Annotated in this window: 28 protein-coding genes; 23 read left to right on the top strand and 5 right to left on the bottom strand. The window is 61.9% G+C overall.

Going from position 1 to position 23146, the window contains the following annotated elements:
- Positions 1 to 3 precede the first annotated feature (3 nt).
- The 15 genes from AC1RBA_RS07525 (at position 4) to AC1RBA_RS07455 (ending at position 11733) form a co-directional block, all read left to right on the top strand.
- Entirely contained in the window at positions 4 to 537 is a 534-nt protein-coding gene (locus AC1RBA_RS07525; protein ID WP_070224143.1) for a VOC family protein, read from the top strand.
- Between the two features lie 48 nt (positions 538 to 585).
- Positions 586 to 1620, top strand: coding sequence for a fumarylacetoacetate hydrolase family protein (locus AC1RBA_RS07520; RefSeq protein ID WP_492417467.1), 1035 nt, complete (start codon positions 586 to 588; stop codon positions 1618 to 1620).
- A 15-nt stretch (positions 1621 to 1635) separates the two neighbouring features.
- Entirely contained in the window at positions 1636 to 2286 is a 651-nt protein-coding gene (gene maiA, locus AC1RBA_RS07515) for a maleylacetoacetate isomerase (RefSeq protein WP_070288782.1), read from the top strand.
- A gap of 136 nt (positions 2287 to 2422) precedes the next feature.
- Positions 2423 to 3202 (top strand): uracil-DNA glycosylase family protein, encoded by a 780-nt coding sequence (locus tag AC1RBA_RS07510; RefSeq protein ID WP_070288781.1) that lies wholly within the window; start codon positions 2423 to 2425, stop codon positions 3200 to 3202.
- A gap of 38 nt (positions 3203 to 3240) precedes the next feature.
- Positions 3241 to 3792 carry a riboflavin biosynthesis intermediates N-glycosidase gene (gene ybiA, locus AC1RBA_RS07505; RefSeq protein ID WP_070224139.1) on the top strand — a complete coding sequence of 184 codons (552 nt, stop codon included), beginning with the start codon at positions 3241 to 3243 and terminating at the stop codon, positions 3790 to 3792.
- Positions 3793 to 3981: 189 nt separating this feature from the next.
- Entirely contained in the window at positions 3982 to 4458 is a 477-nt protein-coding gene (gene iscR, locus AC1RBA_RS07500; protein ID WP_034779566.1) for a Fe-S cluster assembly transcriptional regulator IscR, read from the top strand.
- Between the two features lie 40 nt (positions 4459 to 4498).
- Entirely contained in the window at positions 4499 to 5755 is a 1257-nt protein-coding gene (locus AC1RBA_RS07495; protein WP_070288779.1) for an IscS subfamily cysteine desulfurase, read from the top strand.
- 175 nt (positions 5756 to 5930) lie between these two features.
- On the top strand, positions 5931 to 6320 hold the full coding sequence (iscU, locus tag AC1RBA_RS07490; RefSeq protein WP_034779562.1) for a Fe-S cluster assembly scaffold IscU: 390 nt from the start codon (positions 5931 to 5933) through the stop codon (positions 6318 to 6320).
- A 51-nt stretch (positions 6321 to 6371) separates the two neighbouring features.
- Positions 6372 to 6692, top strand: coding sequence for an iron-sulfur cluster assembly protein IscA (iscA, locus tag AC1RBA_RS07485; protein WP_034750079.1), 321 nt, complete (start codon positions 6372 to 6374; stop codon positions 6690 to 6692).
- 66 nt (positions 6693 to 6758) lie between these two features.
- A complete protein-coding gene (gene hscB / locus AC1RBA_RS07480; RefSeq protein WP_492417464.1) occupies positions 6759 to 7274 on the top strand; it encodes a Fe-S protein assembly co-chaperone HscB in 516 nt (171 codons plus the stop codon).
- A gap of 108 nt (positions 7275 to 7382) precedes the next feature.
- Positions 7383 to 9263, top strand: a complete 1881-nt coding sequence (gene hscA, locus AC1RBA_RS07475; RefSeq protein WP_492417462.1) for a Fe-S protein assembly chaperone HscA — start codon at positions 7383 to 7385, stop codon at positions 9261 to 9263.
- A 71-nt stretch (positions 9264 to 9334) separates the two neighbouring features.
- Positions 9335 to 9676 carry an ISC system 2Fe-2S type ferredoxin gene (gene fdx / locus AC1RBA_RS07470; protein WP_034750070.1) on the top strand — a complete coding sequence of 114 codons (342 nt, stop codon included), beginning with the start codon at positions 9335 to 9337 and terminating at the stop codon, positions 9674 to 9676.
- A gap of 1 nt (position 9677) precedes the next feature.
- Positions 9678 to 9872 (top strand): Fe-S cluster assembly protein IscX, encoded by a 195-nt coding sequence (gene iscX / locus AC1RBA_RS07465; RefSeq protein WP_070288776.1) that lies wholly within the window; start codon positions 9678 to 9680, stop codon positions 9870 to 9872.
- On the top strand, positions 9859 to 10776 hold the full coding sequence (locus tag AC1RBA_RS07460) for a class I SAM-dependent methyltransferase (RefSeq protein ID WP_070311301.1): 918 nt from the start codon (positions 9859 to 9861) through the stop codon (positions 10774 to 10776). The genes iscX and AC1RBA_RS07460 overlap by 14 nt, the downstream gene beginning before the upstream one ends.
- Positions 10777 to 10974: 198 nt before the next feature.
- Entirely contained in the window at positions 10975 to 11733 is a 759-nt protein-coding gene (locus tag AC1RBA_RS07455) for an rRNA pseudouridine synthase (RefSeq protein WP_492417460.1), read from the top strand.
- Here the strand turns inward: AC1RBA_RS07455 and AC1RBA_RS07450 are convergent.
- The 5 genes from AC1RBA_RS07450 to AC1RBA_RS07430 form a co-directional block, all read right to left on the bottom strand.
- A complete protein-coding gene (locus AC1RBA_RS07450; protein ID WP_492417458.1) occupies positions 11730 to 12158 on the bottom strand; it encodes a group III truncated hemoglobin in 429 nt (142 codons plus the stop codon). The genes AC1RBA_RS07455 and AC1RBA_RS07450 overlap by 4 nt on opposite strands.
- A gap of 62 nt (positions 12159 to 12220) precedes the next feature.
- Positions 12221 to 12757 carry an RDD family protein gene (locus tag AC1RBA_RS07445; protein WP_230505106.1) on the bottom strand — a complete coding sequence of 179 codons (537 nt, stop codon included), beginning with the start codon at positions 12755 to 12757 and terminating at the stop codon, positions 12221 to 12223.
- On the bottom strand, positions 12747 to 13514 hold the full coding sequence (locus tag AC1RBA_RS07440) for a DUF3106 domain-containing protein (RefSeq protein ID WP_492417456.1): 768 nt from the start codon (positions 13512 to 13514) through the stop codon (positions 12747 to 12749). Before AC1RBA_RS07440 ends, AC1RBA_RS07445 begins: the two co-directional genes overlap by 11 nt.
- Positions 13515 to 13919, bottom strand: a complete 405-nt coding sequence (locus AC1RBA_RS07435; protein ID WP_070311322.1) for a DUF3619 family protein — start codon at positions 13917 to 13919, stop codon at positions 13515 to 13517.
- Positions 13916 to 14485, bottom strand: a complete 570-nt coding sequence (locus tag AC1RBA_RS07430; protein WP_034779551.1) for an RNA polymerase sigma factor — start codon at positions 14483 to 14485, stop codon at positions 13916 to 13918. The genes AC1RBA_RS07435 and AC1RBA_RS07430 overlap by 4 nt, the downstream gene beginning before the upstream one ends.
- Positions 14486 to 14981: 496 nt before the next feature.
- Here AC1RBA_RS07430 and AC1RBA_RS07425 point away from each other — a divergent pair, with 496 nt between their 5' ends.
- The 8 genes from AC1RBA_RS07425 to pssA all read left to right on the top strand — a co-directional run bounded on the left by AC1RBA_RS07425 (position 14982) and on the right by pssA (position 23101).
- Positions 14982 to 16712: an acetolactate synthase 3 catalytic subunit gene (locus tag AC1RBA_RS07425; RefSeq protein ID WP_071650268.1), complete on the top strand. Its 1731-nt coding sequence runs from the start codon at positions 14982 to 14984 to the stop codon at positions 16710 to 16712.
- 1 nt (position 16713) lies between these two features.
- Positions 16714 to 17205: an acetolactate synthase small subunit gene (ilvN, locus tag AC1RBA_RS07420; protein WP_010399754.1), complete on the top strand. Its 492-nt coding sequence runs from the start codon at positions 16714 to 16716 to the stop codon at positions 17203 to 17205.
- 74 nt (positions 17206 to 17279) lie between these two features.
- Positions 17280 to 18296 (top strand): ketol-acid reductoisomerase, encoded by a 1017-nt coding sequence (ilvC, locus tag AC1RBA_RS07415; protein WP_034750044.1) that lies wholly within the window; start codon positions 17280 to 17282, stop codon positions 18294 to 18296.
- Between the two features lie 149 nt (positions 18297 to 18445).
- Positions 18446 to 18856 (top strand): hypothetical protein, encoded by a 411-nt coding sequence (locus AC1RBA_RS07410; protein ID WP_492417454.1) that lies wholly within the window; start codon positions 18446 to 18448, stop codon positions 18854 to 18856.
- Positions 18857 to 19033: 177 nt separating this feature from the next.
- Positions 19034 to 20260 carry an MFS transporter gene (locus AC1RBA_RS07405; RefSeq protein ID WP_492417452.1) on the top strand — a complete coding sequence of 409 codons (1227 nt, stop codon included), beginning with the start codon at positions 19034 to 19036 and terminating at the stop codon, positions 20258 to 20260.
- A 205-nt stretch (positions 20261 to 20465) separates the two neighbouring features.
- Complete coding sequence (locus AC1RBA_RS07400) at positions 20466 to 21221, top strand: SIMPL domain-containing protein (RefSeq protein ID WP_492417450.1); 756 nt, start codon at positions 20466 to 20468, stop codon at positions 21219 to 21221.
- Between the two features lie 115 nt (positions 21222 to 21336).
- Positions 21337 to 22092 carry an SIMPL domain-containing protein gene (locus AC1RBA_RS07395; RefSeq protein WP_492417448.1) on the top strand — a complete coding sequence of 252 codons (756 nt, stop codon included), beginning with the start codon at positions 21337 to 21339 and terminating at the stop codon, positions 22090 to 22092.
- A gap of 157 nt (positions 22093 to 22249) precedes the next feature.
- Positions 22250 to 23101, top strand: a complete 852-nt coding sequence (pssA, locus tag AC1RBA_RS07390; RefSeq protein ID WP_070288765.1) for a CDP-diacylglycerol--serine O-phosphatidyltransferase — start codon at positions 22250 to 22252, stop codon at positions 23099 to 23101.
- Positions 23102 to 23146: the final 45 nt, after the last annotated feature.

Below are 23146 nucleotides of genomic sequence, written 5' to 3'. Positions count from 1 at the left end.
ATTATGAAGATCAAGCAAATCCACCACGTCGCCTACCGCTGCATCGACGCGAAGAAAACCGTCGAGTGGTACGTCAAGCATTTGAACATGAATTTCGTCCTCGCCATCGCCGAAGACCTGGTGCCGTCGACCAAGGCGCCGGACCCGTACATGCACGTCTTCCTCGACGCGGGCCAGGGCAATGTGCTGGCCTTTTTTGAACTGCCGACGCAGCCGCCGATGGACCGCGACCGCAATACCCCGGCCTGGGTGCAGCACCTGGCGCTGGAAGTGGGCAGCATGGAAGAACTGCTGGCCGCCAAGGAGCGCCTGGTGGCCGCCGGCATCGAGGTGCTGGGCCCGGTGAACCACGCCATCTTCCAGTCGATCTATTTCTTCGACCCGAACGGCCACCGCCTGGAACTGGCGGCCAACGTGGGCACGCCCGAGATGATGGCCAAACTGGACGCCGTCAAATGGGAAATGCTGGAAGAATGGTCGCAGACGCGCCGCGCGCCGAAGCACGCCGCCTGGATGCACGCGCCGGCCGAAGCCTGAGCGCCGCAGACCGATACCTTCTGAAACAGACACCGAACAAGGAAACCCATGAAACTCGCAACCCTGAAAAACGGCAGCCGCGACGGCGCCCTGATCCTCGTCAGCCGCGACCTGCGCCAGTACCAGCGCGTGGCCGCCATCGCTCCCACCCTGCAGGCGGCGCTCGACAACTGGGACGCTGTGGCGCCCAAGCTCGAAACCGCCTACGCGGCCCTGAACGCGGGCCAGGCGCCGGACGCGCAGCCGTTTGATGCCAATCTGTGCCACTCGCCGCTGCCGCGCGCCTACCAGTGGGCCGACGGTTCGGCCTACATCAACCACGTGGAACTGGTGCGCAAGGCGCGCAACGCGGAAGTGCCGGCCTCGTTCTACACGGATCCGCTGATGTACCAGGGCGGCTCCGACAGCTTTATCGGCCCGCGCGACCCCATCTTCGCCCTTTCGGAAGAATGGGGCATCGACCTGGAAGCGGAAGTGGCCGTTGTCACGGGCGACGTGGCCATGGGCGCCGGCGCGGACGACGCGGCGAAAGCGATCCGCCTGGTGATGCTGGTCAACGATGTCTCCTTGCGCAACCTGATCCCGGGCGAACTGGCCAAGGGTTTTGGTTTCTTCCAGTCGAAGGCGGCCAGCGCGTTTTCGCCCGTCGCCGTCACGCCCGATGAACTGGGTGCCGACTGGGCGGACAGCAAGCTGCACCTGCCGCTGCTGGTGGACTTGAACGACAAGCCGTTCGGCAAACCAAATGCGGGCGAAGACATGACCTTCAATTTTGCGCAGCTCGTCGCCCATGCGGCGAAGACGCGCGAACTGGGCGCCGGCAGCATCGTCGGCTCCGGCACCGTGTCGAACAAGCAGGGCAACCTGTTCGGCTCCAGCATCGAAAACGGCGGCGTCGGTTACTGCTGCCTGGCCGAAGTGCGCATGTATGAAACCATCGAACACGGCGCGCCAAAAACGGCGTACCTGAAGTTCGGCGACACGGTGCGCATCGAGATGCGCGACGCGGCCGGCGCCAGCATCTTCGGCAGCATCGAGCAGACGGTCGCGCTGTATGTTGGCAACAGCGCCGGCCGCGCCTGAGGGGGAGGCCGCGCCATGAAGCTGTACACCTATTTCCGCAGTTCGGCCGCCTACCGCGTGCGCATCGCCTTGAATTTGAAGGGCATCGATTACGACAGCATCCCGGTGCACCTGCTGCAGGACGGCGGCCAGCAGCTGCTGCCGGCCTACCGCGCCGTCAACCCGTCGGCCCTGGTGCCGGCGCTCGACGACGAGGGCGCCATCCTGACGCAGTCGCTGGCCATGCTCGAATACCTCGACGAGACGCGGCCAGCGGTGCCGCTGCTGCCGGCGGATGCGCTGGGACGCGCCCGCGTGCGCGCGCTGGCGCTGGCGATCGCCTGCGACGCCCATCCGTTGACGAATCTGCGCGTCCTGAAATACCTGAAAAACACCCTGGGGCTGTCGGACGAGGCCAAGCAGGAATGGTACCGCCACTGGATGGCCGAGGGACTGGCGGCCGTGGAAGCGCTGCTGGCGCAGGGCGATCCGGCCGGAGTTGGCCTGTTCTGTCATGGCGACAGCCCGACGATGGCCGACTGCTGCCTGGTGCCGCAAGTGTTCAATGCGCAGCGCTTCGCCATCGACCTGGCGCCGTACCCGCGCGTGGCGCGCATCCACGCGCATTGCGCCGGCTTGCCGGCGTTTGCCGCCGCCCATCCGTCGCAGCAGCCCGACGCCGAATAGCTTTTATAAGGCGCGAGCCAGAACACCCCGCCGGGCACCAGGCGGGGTTTTTTTATGCGTGCTTGATTTGGGCAGTCAATACCCGCTTGCCGGTAGGCTACAATTTGCGTTTGCCCAAATATTTTACTGACGCGCCATGACCGCAACAACCGTTCCTGCCAGCATCACCGATGCCCTGTCCCTGGCGCATGCTTCCTGGCGTCCCGTCCTGCTGCGCGGCTTGCACGCCGTGATGGCGGCCGATCCCGCCTACCTGCCGGCGCTGGCTGCCGACGATTATCTGCCCACGCAGGGCCGGCTGTTCGCCGCCTTTGCCCTGCCGCTGGCGCAGGTGCGCTACGTGCTGGTGGGCGAGGGACCGTATCCGCGCGCCGACAGCGCCACGGGCGTGTGCTTCATGGATGGCGCCGTGGGCAGCCTGTGGTCGGCGACGGGCCTGTCGAAGCCCGTCAACCGCGCCACATCCCTGCGCAACTTCATGAAGATGCTGCTGGTGGCCGATGGCCAGCTGCAGGGCGGCGACACGTCCGGCGTGGCCATGGCGCCCGTGGCCGCCGCCGCGCAGCTGCCGGGCAGCGGCGCGATCCAGACCCTGCCCGACTTGCAGCGCAAGATGACGGAGCAGGGTTTCTTGCTGCTCAATGCGGCGCTGGTATTCCGTGCCCACGTGCCGCCCGTGCAGGATGCGCGCGGCTGGCTGCCTTTCCTGCAGGTGGTGCTGGAAGCGCTGGCGCTGCAGGGCGGGGCGGCCTTGCCGCAACTGGTGCTGTGGGGCAAGATTGCCGAGCTCATCAAACGCTTGCCGGTGGCCGCAGCCTTGCCGCAGGTGACGGCGGAACATCCGTATAATCTGTCCTTTATCGGCAACAGCGACATGCAGGCCCTGTTTGGGCCGATGCAACTGTTGCGTGCTTGAGCTTGAATCATCGCCTGTCTGGCGGAAGTGCGGGGAATATGCAAATCAGTAACGTGGAAGAATTGAAGGCGTGGATCGCGGCGGGCGGCGAGCCCGACTATCTGTATTTCTGGGGCCACACGCCGGCGCAGCCGCAGGTGCCCGACAAAAGCTGCTTCAGCCAGTGGTTTCCGTCGCCGTTCAGCCTCGCTGGCGTGACGTATGCCACGGCCGAGCACTACATGATGGCGCAAAAGGCGGCCCTGTTCGGCGACACGGCCGTGCAGGCGCGCATCGTGGCGGCCGCCCGGCCGTCGGAAGTGAAGAAGCTGGGGCGCGAAGTGGCCAATTTTGACGCCAGGGCGTGGGAGGCGGCGCGCGCGGGCATCGTCTTCGATGGCAACTTCGCCAAGTTCTCGCAAAAAGCCGCGCTGCGCAAGTTCTTGCTGGGTACGGGCGAGCGCGTCATCGTCGAAGCCAGTCCCGTCGACCGCATCTGGGGCGTGGGCCTGGCGTCGGACAATCCGCGCATCGGCGATCCGGCCCGCTGGGACGGCTTGAACCTGCTGGGGTTTGAGTTAATGAAAGTACGTAGCGCTCTGCGTGCCTGAGCAGTATTGTTGTTTTCCTGATGCCGCCGCGCCTGGCGCGGCCGGCCATGCCCCTGCCAGCCCTGTGGTCATCGAGGGGCGCTCTGACAAACCCCGCCGAATTTGTTATACTTGACTAAATCATTCAACTACTCAGGGTTTGAGGAGTTGAAAAACCGCAATATTTTAAACCAGTTGACCAGAGGATGTATGCGTCTGACTACAAAAGGCCGTTTTGCCGTGACAGCGATGATCGATCTTGCCCTGCGCCAGGGCAAGGGACCGGTCACCTTGTCCGGCATCAGCCAGCGCCAGTCGATTTCCCTGTCCTACCTGGAGCAGCTGTTCGGCAAGCTGCGCCGGCATGAGATCGTCGAATCGATCCGCGGCCCGGGCGGCGGCTACAGCCTGGCGCGCCGTGCCGACAAGGTGACGGTGGCCGACATCATCATCGCCGTCGACGAGCCGCTCGATGCCACGCAGTGCGGCGGCAAGGAGCATTGCCACGGCGCCGACGCGGCCACGGGCGCGCGCTGCATGACGCATGAATTGTGGTCCACGCTCAACGAAAAAATGGTCGATTATCTGGATTCTGTGTCCTTGCAGGACCTGGTCGACCAGCAGAGACAAAAGATTGCCGAACAAAGCGTGATGGTGATGCACCGTAACCACGCCGCCCTCGGTTGAACATAACAAAATACCAAGTTGCTGATTGCAGGAGTTATTGATGAACGCCCCAGAAAAAAACGTAGGCCAAGTGCACTTTGAAACCGCACCGCATTTCCCGATCTACATGGATTACTCGGCCACCACGCCGATCGATCCACGCGTCGCCGACAAGATGATTCCATACCTGCGCGAGCAGTTCGGCAATCCGGCATCGCGCAGCCACATGTACGGCTGGACGGCGGAAAAAGCCGTGGAAGAGGCACGCGGCCACGTGGCGGCCCTGGTGAACGCCGACCCACGCGAAATCATCTGGACATCCGGCGCGACGGAAAGCAACAACCTGGCCATCAAGGGCGCGGCACAGTTCTACAAGACCAAGGGCAAGCACATCATCACCGTCAAGACCGAGCACAAATCGGTGCTCGACACGGTGCGCGAACTGGAACGCATCGGCTTCGAAGCGACCTACCTGGAACCGCAGGACAACGGCCTGATCACCGTCGAGCAGCTGGCCGCGGCCGTGCGCCCGGATACCATCCTCGTGTCGGTGATGCTGGTGAACAACGAAATCGGCGTGATCCAGCCGATCGACGAGATCGGCGTGTTCTGCCGCTCGAAAGGCATCATCTTCCATTGCGACGCCGCGCAAGCGACGGGCAAGGTTGTCATCGACTTGCAAAAGACCAAGGTCGACCTGATGACCTTCACGGCACATAAAACCTACGGCCCGAAAGGCGTGGGCGCCCTGTACGTCTGCCGCAAGCCGCGCGTGCGCCTGGAAGCGCAGATGCACGGCGGCGGCCATGAGCGCGGCCTGCGCTCGGGCACCTTGCCGACGCACCAGATCGTCGGCATGGGCGAGAGCTTCCGCATCGCCAAGGAAGAGATGGACAGCGAAATCGGCCGCATCAAGGCCTTGCGCGACCGCCTGGCCAAGGGCCTGCAGGAGATCGAAGAAGTCTACATCAACGGCGACATGGACCACCGCGTGCCGCACAACCTGAACGTCAGCTTCAACTACGTCGAAGGCGAGTCGCTGATCATGGCGATCAAGGATATCGCCGTGTCGTCCGGTTCGGCCTGCACCTCGGCCAGCCTGGAGCCATCGTACGTGCTGCGCGCCCTGGGACGCAGCGACGAACTGGCGCACAGCTCGATCCGCTTCACCATCGGCCGCTTCTCGACCGAGGAAGACATCGACTTCGCCGTGAACCTGCTGAAATCGAAAGTACACAAGCTGCGCGAACTGTCGCCGCTGTGGGACATGTTCAAAGAGGGTATCGATATTAACTCCATCCAATGGGCAGCCCACTAAAAGCACCTGTTAAACCTACTGCGCGTCGCGATTTGCGGCCTGCGATGCTCACTGTGCTACAGCACAGTTCCGCTTCTCGGCCACAACTCACTGCCGCTCGCTACGGTTTTCCAGGCACTTGAAGATAAATTGGCCTCGTGAATGGGGCCGGCAAGAATATTAAAGGAGCATCAAAATGGCTTACTCGGACAAAGTACTCGATCACTACGAAAACCCGCGCAACGTGGGCGCTTTCGACAAGGGTGATGAAACCATCGGCACCGGCATGGTGGGCGCGCCCGCCTGCGGCGACGTGATGAAACTGCAGATCAAGGTCGGCGCCGATGGCCTGATCGAAGACGCGAAATTCAAGACCTATGGCTGCGGTTCGGCCATCGCGTCGAGCTCGCTGGTAACGGAATGGGTCAAAGGTAAAACCCTGGACCAGGCGCTGGCCATCAAGAACACGCAGATCGCCGAAGAACTGGCCCTGCCGCCAGTGAAGATCCACTGCTCCATCCTGGCGGAAGACGCCATCAAGGCGGCGGTATTGGATTATCAAACGCGTCACCCGGCAGCAGCTTAATCGTTGGTAGCCCGCCCCAGCCGCAAGGCCGGGGCAGTTACGGAGAAATACATGATCACACTGACCGAAAAAGCGGCGAAACACATCAACCGTTATATCGAACGGCGCGGCAAGGGCATGGGCCTGCGCTTCGGCGTGCGCACCACGGGCTGCTCGGGCCTGGCCTACAAGCTCGAATATGTCGATGAGGCGGCGGCCGAAGACAGCGTCTTCGAATCGCACGGCGTGAAAGTCTTCGTCGACCCGAAAAGCTTGCCTTACATCGACGGCACGGAACTCGATTTCGCGCGCGAAGGCTTGAACGAAGGCTTCAAGTTCCACAATCCGAACGAAAAAGACGCCTGCGGCTGCGGCGAGTCCTTCAGGATTTAAACAGCTGGCAAGACCCCGGTCGGTGCGCTGTACCCATCGATTGCGGTACAGCGACCACTGACAATTATGCAAAACCACTTCGAATTATTCCAGTTGCCGGCGCAGTTCGGGCTCGACATGAGCGCGCTGGACGCGGCCTACCGCGACGTGCAGGGCAAGGTCCACCCGGACCGTTTCATCAACGCCAGCAGCGCCGAGAAGCGCGTAGCGATGCAATGGGCCACGCGCGCCAATGAAGCCTACCAAACCCTGAAAAGCCCGCAAAAGCGCGCGCAATACCTGTGCGAACTCAATGGCGTCGACCTGCAGACGGAATCGAACACGGCCATGCCCGTCAGCTTCCTGATTCAGCAAATGGAATGGCGCGAGGAACTGGGCGATGCGCGCGCGGGCAAGGATGCCGACGCGCTCGACTCCCTGGACCGCCAGCTGCGCGGCGAACGCAAGGCACTGCTGGCCCAGGTGGCCGCCCAGCTGGACGCCGCCGACTACGTGAATGCGGCGCAAAGCGTGCGCGCCCTGATGTTCCTCGACAAATTCGGCGAGGAAGTGCGTTTTGCCTATGAGGCCATCGAGGCTTGACCCGGCGATCGCTTGACCGGCGTGCCAAGCGCCAGTCCGGCCCCCGTCTTATAATGCGCACCAGGCATCAGCTGCATCACGCAAAAAATTAATCGAGGCACGAATACAATGGCACTTCTGCAAATTTCCGAACCAGGCATGTCGACCGCGCCGCACCAGCACCGCCTGGCCGTCGGCATCGATCTTGGCACCACCAATTCCCTGGTCGCGACCGTGCGCAACAGCATTCCTGAGGTGCTCAACGACGAAGAAGGGCACTCTTTGCTGCCGTCCGTCGTGCGCTACCTGCCGAACGGCCACGCCAACATCGGCTACAAGGCCCTGTCCGCGCAAACCACCGACCCGAAGAACACCATCGTGTCCGTCAAGCGCTTCATGGGCCGCGGCCTGGCCGACATCGCCTACGCGGAAAACCTGCCGTACGACTTCCAGGATACGCCTGGCATGGTGCAGCTGAAAACCGTGGCCGGCGTGAAAAGCCCCGTCGAAGTGTCGGCGCAAATCCTCGCCACCTTGCGCCAGCGCGCGGAAGACTCGCTCGGCGACGACCTAGTGGGCGCCGTGATCACCGTGCCCGCCTACTTTGACGATGCGCAGCGCCAGGCGACGAAAGATGCGGCGCAATTGGCCGGCATCAATGTGCTTCGCCTGCTGAGCGAGCCGACGGCTGCCGCCATCGCGTATGGCCTCGACAACGCCTCCGAAGGCGTGTACGCCGTGTACGACCTGGGCGGCGGCACTTTCGATATCTCGATCCTGAAGCTGAGCAAGGGTGTGTTTGAGGTGTTGTCCACGGGCGGCGACTCGGCCCTGGGCGGCGACGATTTCGACCGCCGCCTGTTCTGCTGGATCAGCGAGCAGGCCAAGCTGGCACCGCTGTCCGACGAAGACACGGCCATCCTGATGGTGAAAGCGCGCGAGATCAAGGAAACGCTGTCGACCAAGCCGGAAACGATGATCGATGCGGCCCTGAACTCGGGCGAAGAGATCCACCTGCGCATCACGGCCGCGGACTTTGCCGCCATGACGCAGCACCTGGTGGCCAAGACCATGAATGCCATCAAGAAAGCCTTGCGCGACGCGAACGTGGATGCGGACGACGTCGACGGCGTGGTGATGGTGGGCGGCGCCACGCGCATGCCGCACGTGCAGCGCGCCGTCAGCGAATTCTTCCACACGACGCCGCACGCGAATATCGACCCCGATAAGGTGGTGGCGCTGGGCGCGGCCATCCAGGCGAACTTGCTGGCCGGCAACCGTGCCGCCGGCGACGACTGGCTGTTGCTGGACGTGATTCCGCTGTCGCTCGGTATCGAAACCATGGGCGGTCTGGTGGAAAAGATCATTCCGCGCAATTCGACGATACCGTGCGCGCGCGCCCAGGAATTCACGACATTTAAAGATGGCCAGACGGCCCTGGCCGTGCACGTGCTGCAAGGCGAGCGCGAACTGGTCAGCGATTGCCGCTCGCTGGCGCGCTTTGAATTGCGCGGCATTCCGCCGATGGTGGCGGGCGCCGCGCGCATCCGCATCACGTACCAGGTCGATGCGGATGGCTTGCTGTCCGTCTCGGCGCGCGAACTGCGCTCGGGCGTGGAAGCGTCGATCAGCGTCAAGCCGGCCTACGGCCTGGGCGACGACGACATCGCCCGCATGCTGCAGGATTCCTACACCTCGGCCGACACCGACATGGTGGCGCGCGCGCTGCGCGAAGAGCAGGTGGAAGCGGAACGCATCCTGCTGGCCACGCAGTCGGCGCTGGACGAGGACGGCGGCTTGCTGGACGACACCGAGCGCGTGGCTGTCGATGGCTTGATGACGAAGGTGCGCGACGCCATTGCGCAGTCGCAAAGCGGCGCCATCGACCACCAGGCATTAAAACTGGCGATCGAGGCGCTGGCCGACGGCACCGAGGATTTCGCCTCGCGCCGCATGGACCGCAGCGTGCGTACTGCTCTCACCGGCAAGTCGCTGGATCAGGTCGTATAACACTAATTGAACAGCACGCCGCAGGCACTCGCCGCGGCGGCGCTCCGAATGACAGACTGAAAGAAGAAACCATGCCACAAATCGTTATCCTGCCGCACGCCAAGCTTTGCCCGGACGGCGCCGTCATCGAAGCCCCGGCCGGCAAGTCCATCTGCGACATCCTGCTGGAAAACGACATCGACATCGAGCACGCCTGCGAAAAATCGTGCGCCTGCACCACCTGCCACGTGCTGGTGCGCGAAGGCATCGAATCCCTGAACGAAGCGACGGAACTGGAAGAAGACATGCTGGACAAGGCCTGGGGCCTGGAAGCCGTGTCGCGCCTGTCGTGCCAGTCCATCGTGGCCGAGGCCGACCTCGTCGTCGAAATCCCGAAATACACGATCAACCAGGTCAGCGAAGGCAGCCACTAACATGAAATGGTCCGACATACACGCGATCGCCGAGGCTTTGTTCGATGCGCATCCGGACATCGATCCGCTGACCGTGCGTTTCACCGACCTGCACAACTGGGTGGTGGAACTGGACGGCTTCGACGATGACCACACGCGCGGCGGCGAAAAAGTGCTCGAAGCGATACAGATGGCGTGGATCGATGAAGCGCGCTAAGGGCGCGGCACCCGCCGCCACCGCAGCCGCTGCGCCGAAAGACGTCATCACGGCCGCCAGCAACATGCCCGAGATCAAGGATGGCCAGTCGGTCGCCTTGCTGCAGGAATTGCACATCCTGACGCGCGACGGCAAGATGAACCAGGACAGCCGCCGCAAGCTCAAGCAGGTGTACCACCTGACGCAGTTCATCGAGCCGCTGCTGCGCGAAGTGCAGTTGGACCACCCCGGCGTGTCCTTGGTCGACCACGGCGCCGGCAAGTCGTATCTGGGTTTCATTCTGTACGATCTGTTCTTCAAGAACGGCAACGACGGTTCGCACATCTACGGCATCGAGACGCGCGAAGAGCTGGTGCAGCGCTCGCAAGAGCTGGCGAAGAAATTCAAGTTCCCCGGCATGTCGTTCCTGCCCCTGTCCGTGGCCGAATCGACGGAATCGAACCTGCTGCCGCAGCAGATCGACATCGTCACGGCCTTGCACGCTTGCAACACGGCCACCGATGACGCCATCCACTTCGCCCTGAAGAAAAAGGCGAAGTTCATGGTGCTGGTGCCGTGCTGCCAGGCCGAAGTCGCTTCCGTCCTGAAGAAGAACAAGGGCAAGAGCCTGGGCAAGAACGTCTTGACGGAATTGTGGCGCCACCCGCTGCACACGCGCGAGTTCGGCAGCCAGATCACCAACGTGCTGCGCTGTCTGCAGCTGGAAGCCCATGGCTACCAGGTCAGCGTGACGGAACTGGTGGGCTGGGAGCATTCGATGAAGAATGAACTGATCATCGCCAGCTACAAAAATCTGCCGCGCCAGCGCCCGACGGAGCGCCTGCAGGAAGTGCTGCAAACGCTGGGCCTGGAAGAGATGGGCCACCGCTTCTTTGCCGAGGAATTGGCCAAGGCGCAAGCCTGATTGTTGGCTTACGCGGCAAGCCGCTAAGCCAACCTACAAAACCGCACATGGTCAGGTAGGTCGGGTAGGTCGGATTAGCGCAGCGTAATCCGACAATCAGCAGCGTAATCCGACAATCAGCAGCGCAAGTCGTAAAAGGGGAGGAGCGGGTCGGTTACAATACCGGCTTTCTCCTCCTCCTGCTTTTTGCGCCTCCCCATGACCACACCACACGAAATGCCCACCGTCCGCCTGGCCAAGCGCCTGTCCGAAGACGTGCCCTGTTCGCGCCGCGAGGCCGAGCTGTATATCGAGGGCGGCTGGGTGACGGTCGATGGCGTGCTGGTGGAAGAGTCGGGCGCGCGCGTGGCCGACAACCAGACCGTGGTGCTGCTGCCGAACGCCACGCTGGAAGAAATGCCGCCCGTGACGATCCTGCTGCACAAGCCGGCCGGCATCAATGGCGGCGTCGGCGCGGAAGGCAAGCCTGCCCTGAGCTGTTTGCGTCCCGAAGAGATTTTTACGCCGGAAAACGTGGCGCCCAGCTCCATCACGCGTTTCCTCAAGCGCCATTTGATCGGCCTGACCATCACCAATCCGCTCGACACCATGGCGTCCGGCCTGCTAGTGTTCACGCAGGATTTCCGCGTCGCCCGCAAGCTGGTCGATGAAGCGAAAACGGTGGAGCAGGAATTCATCGTGGAAGTGTCGGGCACTATCGCTGAGAATGGCCTGGCGCTGCTCAATCACGGCTTGCCCTTCAATGGCAAGCCTTTGCCGCCGATCAAGGTCAGCTGGCAGAACGAGACGCGCCTGCGCTTCGCCCTGAAAAACGTGCAGCTGGGCCAGATCGCCCATATGTGCAAGATGGTGGGACTGGACGTCGTTGCCATGAAGCGCTTGCGCATCGGCCGCATCCCGATGGGCGCCATGCCCGTGGGGCAATGGCGTTACCTTCAAGGTTACGAGAGGTTCTAAAGCTGCGGTGCCACGATGGCGTGGTTTTCCGCAAAGCTTTTCCATAGCCGTTCGGCAATATTCAAGGCGATGGTATCGGCCTTTTCCTGCAGGACCGGGTTGCCCATGCTTTCCGTCGTGGCGAAGAACAGGGTCAGCCAGCGGCGGAACATGCACGGCGTCAGGTTTTCCATATTCGCGTGCTGGGCCAGCGGCTTGCCGTGGTAGCGCATGGTGCCGCGCAGCAAGCCTGACCAGAAATCGACCAATGTTGCCAAGTGGGCATCCCAATCCTTGACCTCGGCGGCAAAGATGGGGCCCAGCATGGCGTCGTCGCGCGCGGCCGCATAAAAGGTGTGGACGAGATGCTTGACGTCGTCTTCGCTGCAGACTTCCTCGCGATAGGGGGCGAAGCGTGTGTGGGGGAGGGGGGCGGTATTATTCATGGCATGCCATGATCGCAGAGCCCCCGTGGCGCTTCAATGACCCAGGTCAAGCCGCATAAAACTCAGGCGGCGACTTTCTTCGACTTTTTCGCGGGTGCCGGCAATTGCACGATCTGCGTGCCCGCCAGCTTGTCGTGCAGGAATTGCCCGTTGCCGGTGAACAGGGCCGTGGCCGACCAGGCCAGGATGCCCACGCCGATGGCGCCCAGCGCTGTCCAGTGCTGCAGGTCGAAGGCATACGCCGCCACGAGCGCTGGCAGCAGCCACATCCATGACAGGATGTAGCGGTAGGCAGCCACGCGCAGCGGCACGTGGGCGTGGCCCGGCAGCACGACTTTCAGGCGCCACGTCTTCATGGCCAGGGTTTGCCCTTCGCGGCTCCATTGGTGGATGAAATACGCGCCCATGACGAGGAAGGCCAGGCATTGTCGCATGTGTTCCGTCATGGGCGTATGCGCGCCCTGCACGGCCAGTTCAAACAGCAGGAAGGGCAAAAACAGCACGGCCAGGGCCAGCAGCGACTCGTACACCATGGAAATCAGGCGGCGCTTGATCGTGGGATGGGAAGTGATGCTGGCGGCGGGCGTGCTATTTGACATTGGTCGGCAGTGGGGCAGGCGTAACAGGTGGCGTGACAGGCACGGCGGCGGGGGCCGCGGCAGGATCCGTCAGCGGCACGGCCGCCGCTGGCGCAGCGGCTGGCGGCAGGACGGGCGCGGCGGCAGGCGCTGCCGGCGTGGCGGGCGGCACGATCACGGGCGGCTTGCTCGTGGTCGAATTGATCGCTGGCACCTTGCCCAGCGGTTTTTTCGGCACGAGTTCCGTCGCCAGCTTTTTCTTTTGATCTTCCGGCAATTGCTGGTATTGCTCCCATTGCGCGGTTTTTTGACCCGGATCAATCTTCTTCGTGCGCGTGTAGTTTTCGCGCACGAGGCGGCGCTGTTCCGGCGTCAGCTTGATCCATTCGCGCATGCGTTCATGCACGCGGATTTGCTCGTCCGCCGTCATCGAGGCAAAACGGCTGGCGATATCGAGCCATTTCTGCTTGCGCAGCGGTTCCAGCTTGTTCCATTCGCCCGCCAGCGGCTGCAGGGCTTCCTGCTGCGCGCGCGACAGCTTGTTCCACGATGGATTCTCGCTGGCCTTGGGCGGCGTGCCGCCCTTGCCGGCTGTGCGGGGCGAACCGGGCTTGACGGCTGAGGCCGGGGCCGGGGCCACCACGGGCGCTGGCGCCACGGGAGGCGCGGCGGGCGCGGGATGTTGCTGCGCGCCTACCCAGGCGGCGCCCGCCAGGGCGCAGGCGCCCAGGCCGATGCCGCCGGCCAGCCAGCCTTTGCGTACGCTCGTGCCTGCCATTTATTGCTCGCGTTTCGTCAGGTAGGCGTTGAAGCCATGGTCCATGTACGCAGACAGCGGCAATTCGTCCGACAGCACGGCGGCATCGATTTCTGCCAGTTCGGCAATATGTTGTTCCTGCTCAAACTGATAGATGCCCACCAGGCCGCCGACGAGGAGCAGCAGGGGGATGATGACGCTCATGCGGCCCAGCCACGACAGCGGCTCGACGAACAGGCTGCTGGCGACGCCGGCGAACACGTTCTGGCGCACGGCGACAGCGGCGGGCGCGTCCGCCTTCTTGCGCGACAGAGCCTGCTTGCGTGCCGCTGCCAGGCGATCGGTGGTCGATGCGGGCAGGTCGTCGAGTTTTTCGTTCAGTGCATGGCGCACTTTGTAAGCGAAATTGAGATCGTCGGTGTTCATAATTTAATTCCCTTGGCTTTCAGCGATTCGGCGAGCGTGTGGGTAGCTCTAGAGCAATGTGTTTTCACGCTACCTTCGGAGCAACCCATCGCTTCCGCTGTTTCAGCCACATCCATGTCCTGCCAATAACGCATGAGGAAGGCTTCGCGTTGACGTGAGGGCAGTTTTTGTACCTCGGCATCAATCAAATCAAGGATTTGCGCGCGTTCGACCTGGTCGGCCGACGATTCGGCGGCGCTGGAGCCCTGTTCCGATTCATAGGTGTCAAGTATATCAAAATCTTCATGTTCGTCGCCCGAGGGCTTCATGCCGGAAAATAGGCTGACCCAGGTGTTGCGAACTTTTTCACGGCGGAAATAATCAAGGATGGTGTTCTGCAAGATGCGCTGGAACAGCATCGGCAGCTCGGCGGCCGGCTTGTCGCCGTATTTCTCGGCCAGCTTGATCATGGCGTCCTGCACGATGTCGAGGGCCGATTCTTCCTTGCGGACCGCGTAGGCGGCCTGCTTGAAAGCGCGCCGCTCGACATTTTCTAGAAAGTCGGATAATTCTTTGTCTGTTGCCATGCGGTATGGGGATCTTAGCGGCTGCGGGGTGCGGTGGGCGAAATGGGGGCGGGTATGCTTTTTGCAACCCCGTGCATGCTAGCAAAAAATGTGCGTTTCCGCAGGGTTTTTGCACGTTGTGCGAGCAAAAATGCAGCGAGGCCGACATTTTCCTTGACCATCATGGTGCAACGCGATAACGTATGGGACGCTTTGAACACCCCAAAGCCCTATGGTCAGGTCGCGACCGGCACACAAGGCCAGCAGCGGCAAGACGCGCTTTCATTTGTAGGCAGTTTGTTCTAACCCGCGCCACAAGCGCGAGCGGTTCGTACAGGCGCCACAGAAACTCCGGCCAAACGAGTTGCGTTAAGCGTTGTTTTGTAAGGTATCTATGGGTGCCCAAAGAAATTGCGTGACCGCATGAAAAGGGAAGCAGGAGCACTGTTGCGTTAGGCGTACCTCGTCAGGAAAGAACATCCGATCAATCTCCAATGGACCTTGAAAGGAATGTTTCATGAATACCGAAGCAGCAGCAGGACCAATTACGGGCGCAGAAATTGTCGTGCGCTGTCTGGCTGAAGAGGGCGTCGAGCACGTCTTTGGATATCCGGGCGGAGCCGTACTCTACATCTACGACGCCATCTTCCAGCAAAACAAATTCCAGCATATCCTGGTACGCCACGAGCAGGCCGCGATCCACGCCGCCGATGCCTATTCGCGCAGCTCGAACAAAGTCGGTGTCGCCATCGTCACGTCCGGTCCGGGCGTCACGAATGCCGTCACGGGCCTGTCGACCGCGTACATGGACTCGATTCCCATGGTGGTGATCTCCGGCCAGGTGCCGAGCCACGCCATCGGCCAGGATGCGTTCCAGGAATGCGACACGGTCGGCATCACCCGCCCCGTCGTCAAGCATAACTTCCTCGTCAAGGACGTCAAGGACCTGGCAGCGACGATCAAGAAAGCCTTCTTTATCGCCCGTACCGGCCGTCCGGGACCCGTGCTGGTCGATATCCCCAAGGATATCAGCATGCACAAATGCCATTTCGATTATCCGAAGGAAGTCGAGATGCGTTCCTACCGTCCCGTCGACAAGGGCCATTCGGGTCAGATCCGCAAGGCCGTGCAGCTGTTGCTGCAAGCCGAACGCCCGATGATCTACACGGGCGGCGGCGTCATCCTGGCAAATGCCTCGGCCGAGCTGAACAAGCTGGTCGACCGCCTGGGTTTCCCGTGCACCAACACCTTGATGGGCCTGGGCGGCTACCGCGCCTCGAGCGAGCAGTATGTCGGCATGCCCGGCATGCACGGCACCTATGAAGCGAACATGGCGATGCAGAACTGCGACGTCCTGATCGCCATCGGCGCCCGTTTCGATGACCGCGTGATCGGCAACCCGAAACATTTCGCCTCGCATCCGCGCAAGATCATCCACGTGGACATCGATCCATCGTCGATTTCCAAGCGCGTCAAGGTCGATATCCCCATCGTCGGCAACGTCAAGGACGTGCTGATCGAGTTCCTCGCGCAACTCGACGCGGCCGAAGCCAAGCCGAACGTCAATGCCTTGAGCAACTGGTGGAAGCAGATCGCCGAATGGCGTGGCCGCGAATGCCTGAAATACCCGACTTCCGACCTGGTCATCAAGCCGCAATCGGTGGTGGAAAAAGTGTTCCAGATCACCAAGGGCGACGCCTTCATCACGTCCGACGTGGGCCAGCACCAGATGTGGGCGGCGCAATACTATGGCTTCGACAAGCCGCGCCGCTGGATCAATTCCGGCGGCCTGGGCACCATGGGTGTCGGCTTGCCGTACGCCATGGGCGTGCAGATGGCCAATCCGGACGCCACCGTTGCTTGTATTACCGGCGAAGGTTCGATCCAGATGTGCATCCAGGAACTCGCCACGTGCAAGCAGTATCACCTGACGCCGAAGATCATCATGCTCAACAACCGTTTCCTCGGCATGGTGCGCCAGTGGCAGGAAATCGATTACGGTTCGCGCTATTCCGAGTCGTACATGGATTCGCTGCCCGACTTCGAAAGGCTGGCGGAAGCCTATGGCCACGTGGGCATGAAAATTGAAAAACCGGGCGACGTCGACGGCGCGCTGAAAGAGGCGTTTGGCATGAAAGACAGGCTGGTATTCATGAACTTCATTACCGACCAGTCCGAAAACGTGTGGCCCATGGTGAAAGCCGGCAAAGGCCTGTCCGAAATGATGCTCGGTTCGGAGGATCTCTAATATGCGCCATATTATTTCTGTCTTGCTGGAAAACGAAGCGGGCGCCCTGTCGCGTGTGGTGGGCCTGTTCTCGGCACGCGGCTACAACATCGAAACACTGACCGTGGCGCCGACGGAAGACTCGACCCTGTCGCGCATGACCATCGTCACCAGCGGTTCGGACGACATCATCGAGCAGATCACCAAGCACCTGAACCGTCTGATTGAAGTGGTGAAGGTGGTGGACCTGACCGAAGGCCAGCATATCGAACGCGAGCTGATGCTGATCAAGGTTCGTGCCGTGGGCAAGGAGCGCGAGGAAATGAAGCGCACCGCCGATATCTTCCGTGGCCGCATCATCGATGTCACCGAAAAGACGTACACGATCGAACTGACCGGCAACAAGGTCAAGCTCGACGCGTTCATCGATTCGATCGACCGCGCCGCCATTCTGGAAACCGTCCGTACGGGTGGTTCCGGCATCGGCCGCGGCGAACGCATCCTCAAAGTATAAAAATATAAGCAGCACTACGCGGCCCTGGGGCCGCATTTAAAACAACAACGCATCATCAAATGATAGGAAATACCATGAAAGTTTTTTACGACAAAGACGCTGACCTCTCCTTGATCAAAGGCAAAAACGTCGCCATCATCGGCTATGGTTCGCAAGGCCACGCGCACGCGCAAAACCTGAACGATTCGGGCGTCAACGTCACCGTCGGCCTGCGCAAGGGCGGCGCTTCGTGGACCAAGGTCGAGCAAGCGGGTCTGAAAGTAGCGGAAGTCAACGACGCCGTGAAAGCGGCCGACGTCATCATGATCTTGCTGCCGGATGAAAACATCGCCCAGGTCTACAACGAAAACATCGCGCCATTCGCCAAGCAGGGCGCCGTACTGGCCTTCGCCCACGGCTTCAACGTGCATTATGGCCAAGTCGTGCCACGCGCCGACCTGGACGTGATCATGGTCGCACCGAAAGCGCCGGGCCACACCGTGCGCGCCACCTACACCCAGGGTGGCGGCGTGCCCCACCTGATCGCCGTGTACCAGGACAAATCGGGCATCGCCCGCGATATCGCCCTGTCGTACGCCTCGGCCAACGGCGGCGGCCGTGCCGGCATCATCGAAACGAACTTCCGCGAAGAAACCGAAACGGATCTGTTCGGTGAACAAGCCGTGCTGTGCGGCGGCGCCGTGGAACTGATCAAGGCCGGTTTCGAAACCTTGACGGAAGCGGGTTACGCGCCTGAAATGGCGTACTTCGAGTGCTTGCACGAACTGAAGCTGATCGTCGACCTGATCTATGAAGGCGGCATCGCCAACATGAATTACTCGATCTCGAACAACGCGGAATACGGCGAATACGTGACCGGTCCTAAGGTCGTGACCTCGGCCACCAAGGATGCGATGCGTCAATGCCTGAAAGACATTCAAACGGGCGAATACGCGAAGAGCTTCATCCTGGAAAACAAGGCAGGCGCACCGACCCTGATCTCGCGCCGCCGCCTGACGTCCGAGCACCAGATCGAAGAAGTGGGCGCGAAACTGCGCGCCATGATGCCTTGGATCGCCAAGAACAAGATGGTTGACCAGTCGAAGAACTAAGCAGCAATCGTTCCTCACACGAAGCCGGCGCAAGCCGGCTTTTTTTTGCGCGGGCGTTTGGCCGCCAACATCCGTTACAATCAGGCCCATTCAACCATAGCGTCAGCACCATGCTCGTTTTTTCTAAAGTTTTTGTCGGGAATCTTCATGTGGTCAAGCGCCCCGTCTCGGTTGCCATCAGCTGCTGGTTTCTGGTCCTCGGCTCGTTGTTATCGCTGGCCTCGGCTTACCTTGGCCGCAACGATCCCTCCATGCTGGCCGGCATGGGGCACGGCGTGATTCCCGCCGAGGTGCAATACGCGATGATGCTCTTCAGCTTGGGCCTTACCCTGGTGACAGCGCTGGCCATGCTGCAAAGGCAGCGTGGCGCGCGCACCGTGTATCTGGTGTGGGGCGTGATCGACATTGCGTTCTGTCTGGCGACCTTGCCGCTGAAGATGAACGTCTTGCCTGGCGCGCTCATGTTCGCCGTCATCTGCGCCTTCCTGTACAGTCCGAAATCGAATGCCTGGTTTTCGCCGCGCAAGGCGGCCAATGATGCTTGCATGACGCCAGCTTGAGTACGGTTGATTTCGTGCACACGCTGTTGGCGCGTTTGCTTTACAATCCCGCCCTTCCTTTGCAGTTTCCCATGGACTGCATCTGTTTCGGTATCTGCCGACCGCAACGCGCATCACCGCTTTTGTAGCACGCCAGGCGCTAGTTTTTTAGCCGCTTGCGCAACCAGAAAGACCTCCATGACTGACCGTATCACCGCCACGGGGCCCTCGCAGGCTGCTGTTGACTCTTCCATTCCCATCCTGGCCTTGCTGGCCCTGGCCATGACGGCGTTTCTCGCCCTCCTGTCGGAAACCTTGCCGGCCGGCTTGCTGCCGCAGATTGCCCGCGACCTGAATATTTCCGAAGTCATGACGGGCCAGCTTGTGACCGTGTACGCCATCGGTTCCATCCTGACGGCGATCCCCCTGACGGCGCTGACCAGCACCTGGCGCCGGCGCAATGTCCTGTTGCTGGCCATCATCGGCTTCCTGATCTTCAATACGGCGACGGCCCTGGCGCCCAGCTACATCGTCGCCCTGGTCGCGCGCTTCGTGACGGGCATGGCGGCCGGCCTGGCCTGGGGCTTGATGGCCGGCTACGCGCGCCGCATGGTGTCCGTCGAGCAGCAGGGCAGGGCGATGGCCATCGCTATGATCGGCACGCCGCTGGCCCTGTCGCTGGGCGTGCCGCTGGGCACTTTGATGGGCGGCGTGCTGGGCTGGCGCAGCATCTTCGGCATCATGTCCGGCCTGGCCGTGGTGCTGGTCGCGTGGGTGCTGCTGATCGTGCCCGATTATCCGGGGCAAAAGAACGGCGAGCGTCTGTCGATCCGCCAGGTGTTCATGACGCCGGGCGTGCGGCCGATTCTGGCGGTGATCGTCGCCTGGATGCTGGCGCATAACATTCTCTATACCTATATCGCGCCGTTCCTGGCGCCGTCCGGCTTGCGCCCCCGCGTCGACCTGGTGCTGCTCGTGTATGGCGTGGGCTCCTTGGCCGGCATCTGGCTGGTCAGCCAGCTGATCGACCGCTGGCTGCGCCCGCTGGTGCTGGGCTGCATCGCCGCCTTTGCCCTCGTGATGGTGGCGCTGGGCCTGGCGATGGACTCGCCCGCCGTGATCTATGTCAGCATGGCCATCTGGGGCATCACCTTTGGCGGCGCCGGCACCCTGCTGCAGACGGCGTCGGCGGACGCGGCCGGCGACGGCATGGACGTGGCGCAAGCGATGGTGGCGACCATCTGGAACGTGGCCATCGCGGGCGGCGGCCTGGCGGGCGGCATGCTGCTCGACGGCTATGGCGCGGCATCGTTCCCGTGGGCCATGCTGGCCTTGCTGCTGGTGGCCTTGACCATCGCCTGGTGCGCGCACCGCCACAGTTTCAAGCCGGGCCGGCGCAGCGGCGGCGCGGTGCTGGGTCATTAACACATTGTTATTTTGAATAACAGTGTGTTGAAATGTGAGCAGATGTGACTGGCAAGCACATTTTGTGACGATTTGTTAATTTGCGCCACGGGAATGAATGAGGCGTTAGAATCTACACAGTTTGACAAGTTTCTCAGGCGAAAGGGATGGCAAAAGCGTCCCTTTCGCGGGCTGTCAGCCACATTAACTACCTAGGAGTACCCCCATGACCGTGATGAAATCCGTCCTTGTTGCCACCGCAGCCACCGTTGCCCTGAGCGCGCAAGCCCAATCTTTGCCGACTTCCGGCACCCTGGTGGTGGTCCCCGCGTTTGGCGAAGTCAAGCATGTCAATGACCAGGTGGTCGCTACCCTGGCCGTCGAAGAACAGGACAAGGACAAGGCTGCCGCTGCGTCGAGAGTCAACCAGAAGATGAACAAGGGTATCGCCATCGTCAAGCAGGCCGACCCGTCGGCGGCACTGAAATCGTACGGCTACTACACCTACCCTGTGTATCCGGAAGAGCGTCCATTGCCGGCTGGCGCCGTGGCCAAGCCGCGTTTGCCAACGGCCTGGCGCGTCGGCCAGTACCTGGAAGTGACGACGGCCAACCTGGCGTCCCTGCCAAAAACCGTGTCGGCGGCGCAAGGCGTGCTGACCCTGAATGGCTTGAATTTCGGCCTGAAGCCGGAAACCATCCGCTTGCTGGACGACCAGCGCATCGCCGCCACCTATAAAAACCTGAACGAGCGCGTGGCTGCCATCGCCAAGGCCATGGGCCGCAACGTCTCGGACGCCGTGCTCGATACGGTCGACTTCGAAGGTTCGGGCAACTACGCCACGGAAAGCCGTCCTGCCGCCGCGCCGATGATGATGCGCAGCGCCAAGATGGCCGAAGACAGCACCGTCGCCGAACCGAGCTTCGAGCCGGGCGAAACGACGCTCGACATGCGCGTCGTCGGCAAGGTCAAGTTCAAGTAAGCTGAAGTAAGCTGATCAATGCGGCGGGAAAATTTCCGCGTCAGCATGTTTTAAAAATCATGGGGCTGTTGGCCCCATGGTCGTTTTTGCCCCATTATTTTCCTGGAGAAACACCATGACCGTCATGAAATCGCTGCTGGCCGCAGCCGCCGCTACCGTTGCCCTGGGCGCCCAAGCCCAGGCCTTGCCCACTTCCGGCACCCTCGTGGTGGTGCCCGCCAATGGCGAAGTGGTGCACGCGAACGACCAGGTGACCGTCACCCTGGCCATCGAAGAGCAGGACAAGGACAAGGCCGCCGCCGCCTCGCGCGTCAACCAGAAGATGAACCAGGGCACGGCCATCGTCAAGAAGGCCGATCCGCAAGCCGTGCTGAAGACACAGGGCTATTACACGTATGCCGTGTACCCGGAAACGGCGCCCTTGCCGCCGGGCGTCGCCGCCAAGCCAAGGGTGCCGACCGGCTGGCGAGTGGGCCAGTACCTGCAGGTGACGACGACCAACCTGGCCGCCTTGCCGAAAACCGTGTCGGCCGCGCAAGGCGTGCTGACCCTGAACCGCCTGAACTTCGGCCTGGCGCCCGCCACCGTGCGCAAGCTCGACGACCAGCGCATCGCCGCCGCCTACAAGAACCTCAGCGAGCGCGTGGCCGCCATCGCCGGCGCCATGGGCCGCAACGTCAATGACGCCGTGATCGACACCATCGATTTCGAAGGTTCGGGCAACTATGCGCAGCGCGCGAACGTGGCAGGCGCGCGCGCCATGAGCGCCGATTCCATGGGCTACGGCGGCAGCCAGGTGGCCGAACCGAGCTTTGAACCGGGCGAAACGACCCTCAACATGGGCCTGGTGGCCAAGGTCAAGTTCAAATAAGGCTAGTATTGGTGTCAATATTGCCGGCTTGACGCCGCCGCGCTTTTCTTTGGCGGCGGCTCCTCTATAATGACAACATCGGCAGGCGCATGCCCTGACAGTCATGCGCCTGCCATCTGGCACCGATTCCCCCGCAGTACACAAGATATGGAACAACATGGCAAACTTCCCCCGTCGTAGAGGCAAGAACGGCACCCCCGCAGTATCCAAAGCGTCCCGCTTCAGCAAATTCGTGCGCCAGCCGGTGACCGATGGCACTGGCAAGAAAACCTTGCGCCGCCGCGGCATCTATCTGTTGCCGAACGCCTTCACGACGGCAGCCCTGTTTTGCGGCTTCTACGCCATCGTCATGGCCATGAACCAGAAATTCGAACACGCGGCCTGGGCCATCTTCATCGCCATGATCCTCGACGGCCTCGACGGACGCATCGCGCGCCTGACGAATACGCAGAGCGAATTCGGCGCCCAGTACGACAGCCTGTCCGACATGGTGTCGTTCGGTGCCGCACCGGCGCTGGTGATCTACGAATGGTCGCTGCGCGGCATGGGTAAACTGGGCTGGCTGGCCGCCTTCGTGTATTGCGCGGGCGCCGCCCTGCGCCTGGCCCGCTTCAACACGAACATCGCCGTGGTCGACAAACGCTTCTTCCAGGGCTTGCCCAGCCCGGCGGCGGCGGCCATGGTGGCCGGTTTCATCCTGCTCATGAACGACCTGGAATTTGCCGGCAACCAGCTGGCCTGGGTGTCGTGGACGATCGCCCTGTTCTCGGGCCTGACCATGGTCACCAACGTGCCGTTCTACAGCTTCAAGGATGTGAATTTCCGCAAGTCCGTGCCCTTCATCGTGGTATTCCTGCTGGCATTGTTCTTCGCGCTCATTTCCATCGATCCGCCGAAAGTGCTGTTCCCGATTTTCGTCGTCTATGGCTTGTCCGGCTACGCCGTGTTTTTCTGGCGCATGGCGAAGGGCAAGCCCGTCAGCATCATCCAGACCGACCCCGAGCATTAATACGGCGAGTCGGTAGCGTCGCCAGTCTTCAGCCAGCCAGGAGCA

Source organism: Janthinobacterium sp. GW823-FHT03B06 (assembly GCF_058796955.1).
Note: the sequence above shows the minus strand (reverse complement) of the source record. Positions and strands in the feature narration are given on the sequence as shown.

Excerpts from the sequence above, each read along its gene's own strand:
- AC1RBA_RS07525 (WP_070224143.1), top strand. The coding sequence starts at position 4 with ATGAAGATCAAGCAAATCCACCACGTCGCCTACCGCTGCATCGACGCG.
- AC1RBA_RS07520 (WP_492417467.1), top strand. The coding sequence starts at position 586 with ATGAAACTCGCAACCCTGAAAAACGGCAGCCGCGACGGCGCCCTGATC.
- maiA (WP_070288782.1), top strand. The coding sequence starts at position 1,636 with ATGAAGCTGTACACCTATTTCCGCAGTTCGGCCGCCTACCGCGTGCGC.
- AC1RBA_RS07510 (WP_070288781.1), top strand. The coding sequence starts at position 2,423 with ATGACCGCAACAACCGTTCCTGCCAGCATCACCGATGCCCTGTCCCTG.
- ybiA (WP_070224139.1), top strand. The coding sequence starts at position 3,241 with ATGCAAATCAGTAACGTGGAAGAATTGAAGGCGTGGATCGCGGCGGGC.
- iscR (WP_034779566.1), top strand. The coding sequence starts at position 3,982 with ATGCGTCTGACTACAAAAGGCCGTTTTGCCGTGACAGCGATGATCGAT.
- AC1RBA_RS07495 (WP_070288779.1), top strand. The coding sequence starts at position 4,499 with ATGAACGCCCCAGAAAAAAACGTAGGCCAAGTGCACTTTGAAACCGCA.
- iscU (WP_034779562.1), top strand. The coding sequence starts at position 5,931 with ATGGCTTACTCGGACAAAGTACTCGATCACTACGAAAACCCGCGCAAC.
- iscA (WP_034750079.1), top strand. The coding sequence starts at position 6,372 with ATGATCACACTGACCGAAAAAGCGGCGAAACACATCAACCGTTATATC.
- hscB (WP_492417464.1), top strand. The coding sequence starts at position 6,759 with ATGCAAAACCACTTCGAATTATTCCAGTTGCCGGCGCAGTTCGGGCTC.
- hscA (WP_492417462.1), top strand. The coding sequence starts at position 7,383 with ATGGCACTTCTGCAAATTTCCGAACCAGGCATGTCGACCGCGCCGCAC.
- fdx (WP_034750070.1), top strand. The coding sequence starts at position 9,335 with ATGCCACAAATCGTTATCCTGCCGCACGCCAAGCTTTGCCCGGACGGC.
- iscX (WP_070288776.1), top strand. The coding sequence starts at position 9,678 with ATGAAATGGTCCGACATACACGCGATCGCCGAGGCTTTGTTCGATGCG.
- AC1RBA_RS07460 (WP_070311301.1), top strand. The coding sequence starts at position 9,859 with ATGAAGCGCGCTAAGGGCGCGGCACCCGCCGCCACCGCAGCCGCTGCG.
- AC1RBA_RS07455 (WP_492417460.1), top strand. The coding sequence starts at position 10,975 with ATGACCACACCACACGAAATGCCCACCGTCCGCCTGGCCAAGCGCCTG.
- AC1RBA_RS07450 (WP_492417458.1), bottom strand. The coding sequence starts at position 12,158 with ATGAATAATACCGCCCCCCTCCCCCACACACGCTTCGCCCCCTATCGC.
- AC1RBA_RS07445 (WP_230505106.1), bottom strand. The coding sequence starts at position 12,757 with ATGTCAAATAGCACGCCCGCCGCCAGCATCACTTCCCATCCCACGATC.
- AC1RBA_RS07440 (WP_492417456.1), bottom strand. The coding sequence starts at position 13,514 with ATGGCAGGCACGAGCGTACGCAAAGGCTGGCTGGCCGGCGGCATCGGC.
- AC1RBA_RS07435 (WP_070311322.1), bottom strand. The coding sequence starts at position 13,919 with ATGAACACCGACGATCTCAATTTCGCTTACAAAGTGCGCCATGCACTG.
- AC1RBA_RS07430 (WP_034779551.1), bottom strand. The coding sequence starts at position 14,485 with ATGGCAACAGACAAAGAATTATCCGACTTTCTAGAAAATGTCGAGCGG.
- AC1RBA_RS07425 (WP_071650268.1), top strand. The coding sequence starts at position 14,982 with ATGAATACCGAAGCAGCAGCAGGACCAATTACGGGCGCAGAAATTGTC.
- ilvN (WP_010399754.1), top strand. The coding sequence starts at position 16,714 with ATGCGCCATATTATTTCTGTCTTGCTGGAAAACGAAGCGGGCGCCCTG.
- ilvC (WP_034750044.1), top strand. The coding sequence starts at position 17,280 with ATGAAAGTTTTTTACGACAAAGACGCTGACCTCTCCTTGATCAAAGGC.
- AC1RBA_RS07405 (WP_492417452.1), top strand. The coding sequence starts at position 19,034 with ATGACTGACCGTATCACCGCCACGGGGCCCTCGCAGGCTGCTGTTGAC.
- AC1RBA_RS07400 (WP_492417450.1), top strand. The coding sequence starts at position 20,466 with ATGACCGTGATGAAATCCGTCCTTGTTGCCACCGCAGCCACCGTTGCC.
- AC1RBA_RS07395 (WP_492417448.1), top strand. The coding sequence starts at position 21,337 with ATGACCGTCATGAAATCGCTGCTGGCCGCAGCCGCCGCTACCGTTGCC.
- pssA (WP_070288765.1), top strand. The coding sequence starts at position 22,250 with ATGGCAAACTTCCCCCGTCGTAGAGGCAAGAACGGCACCCCCGCAGTA.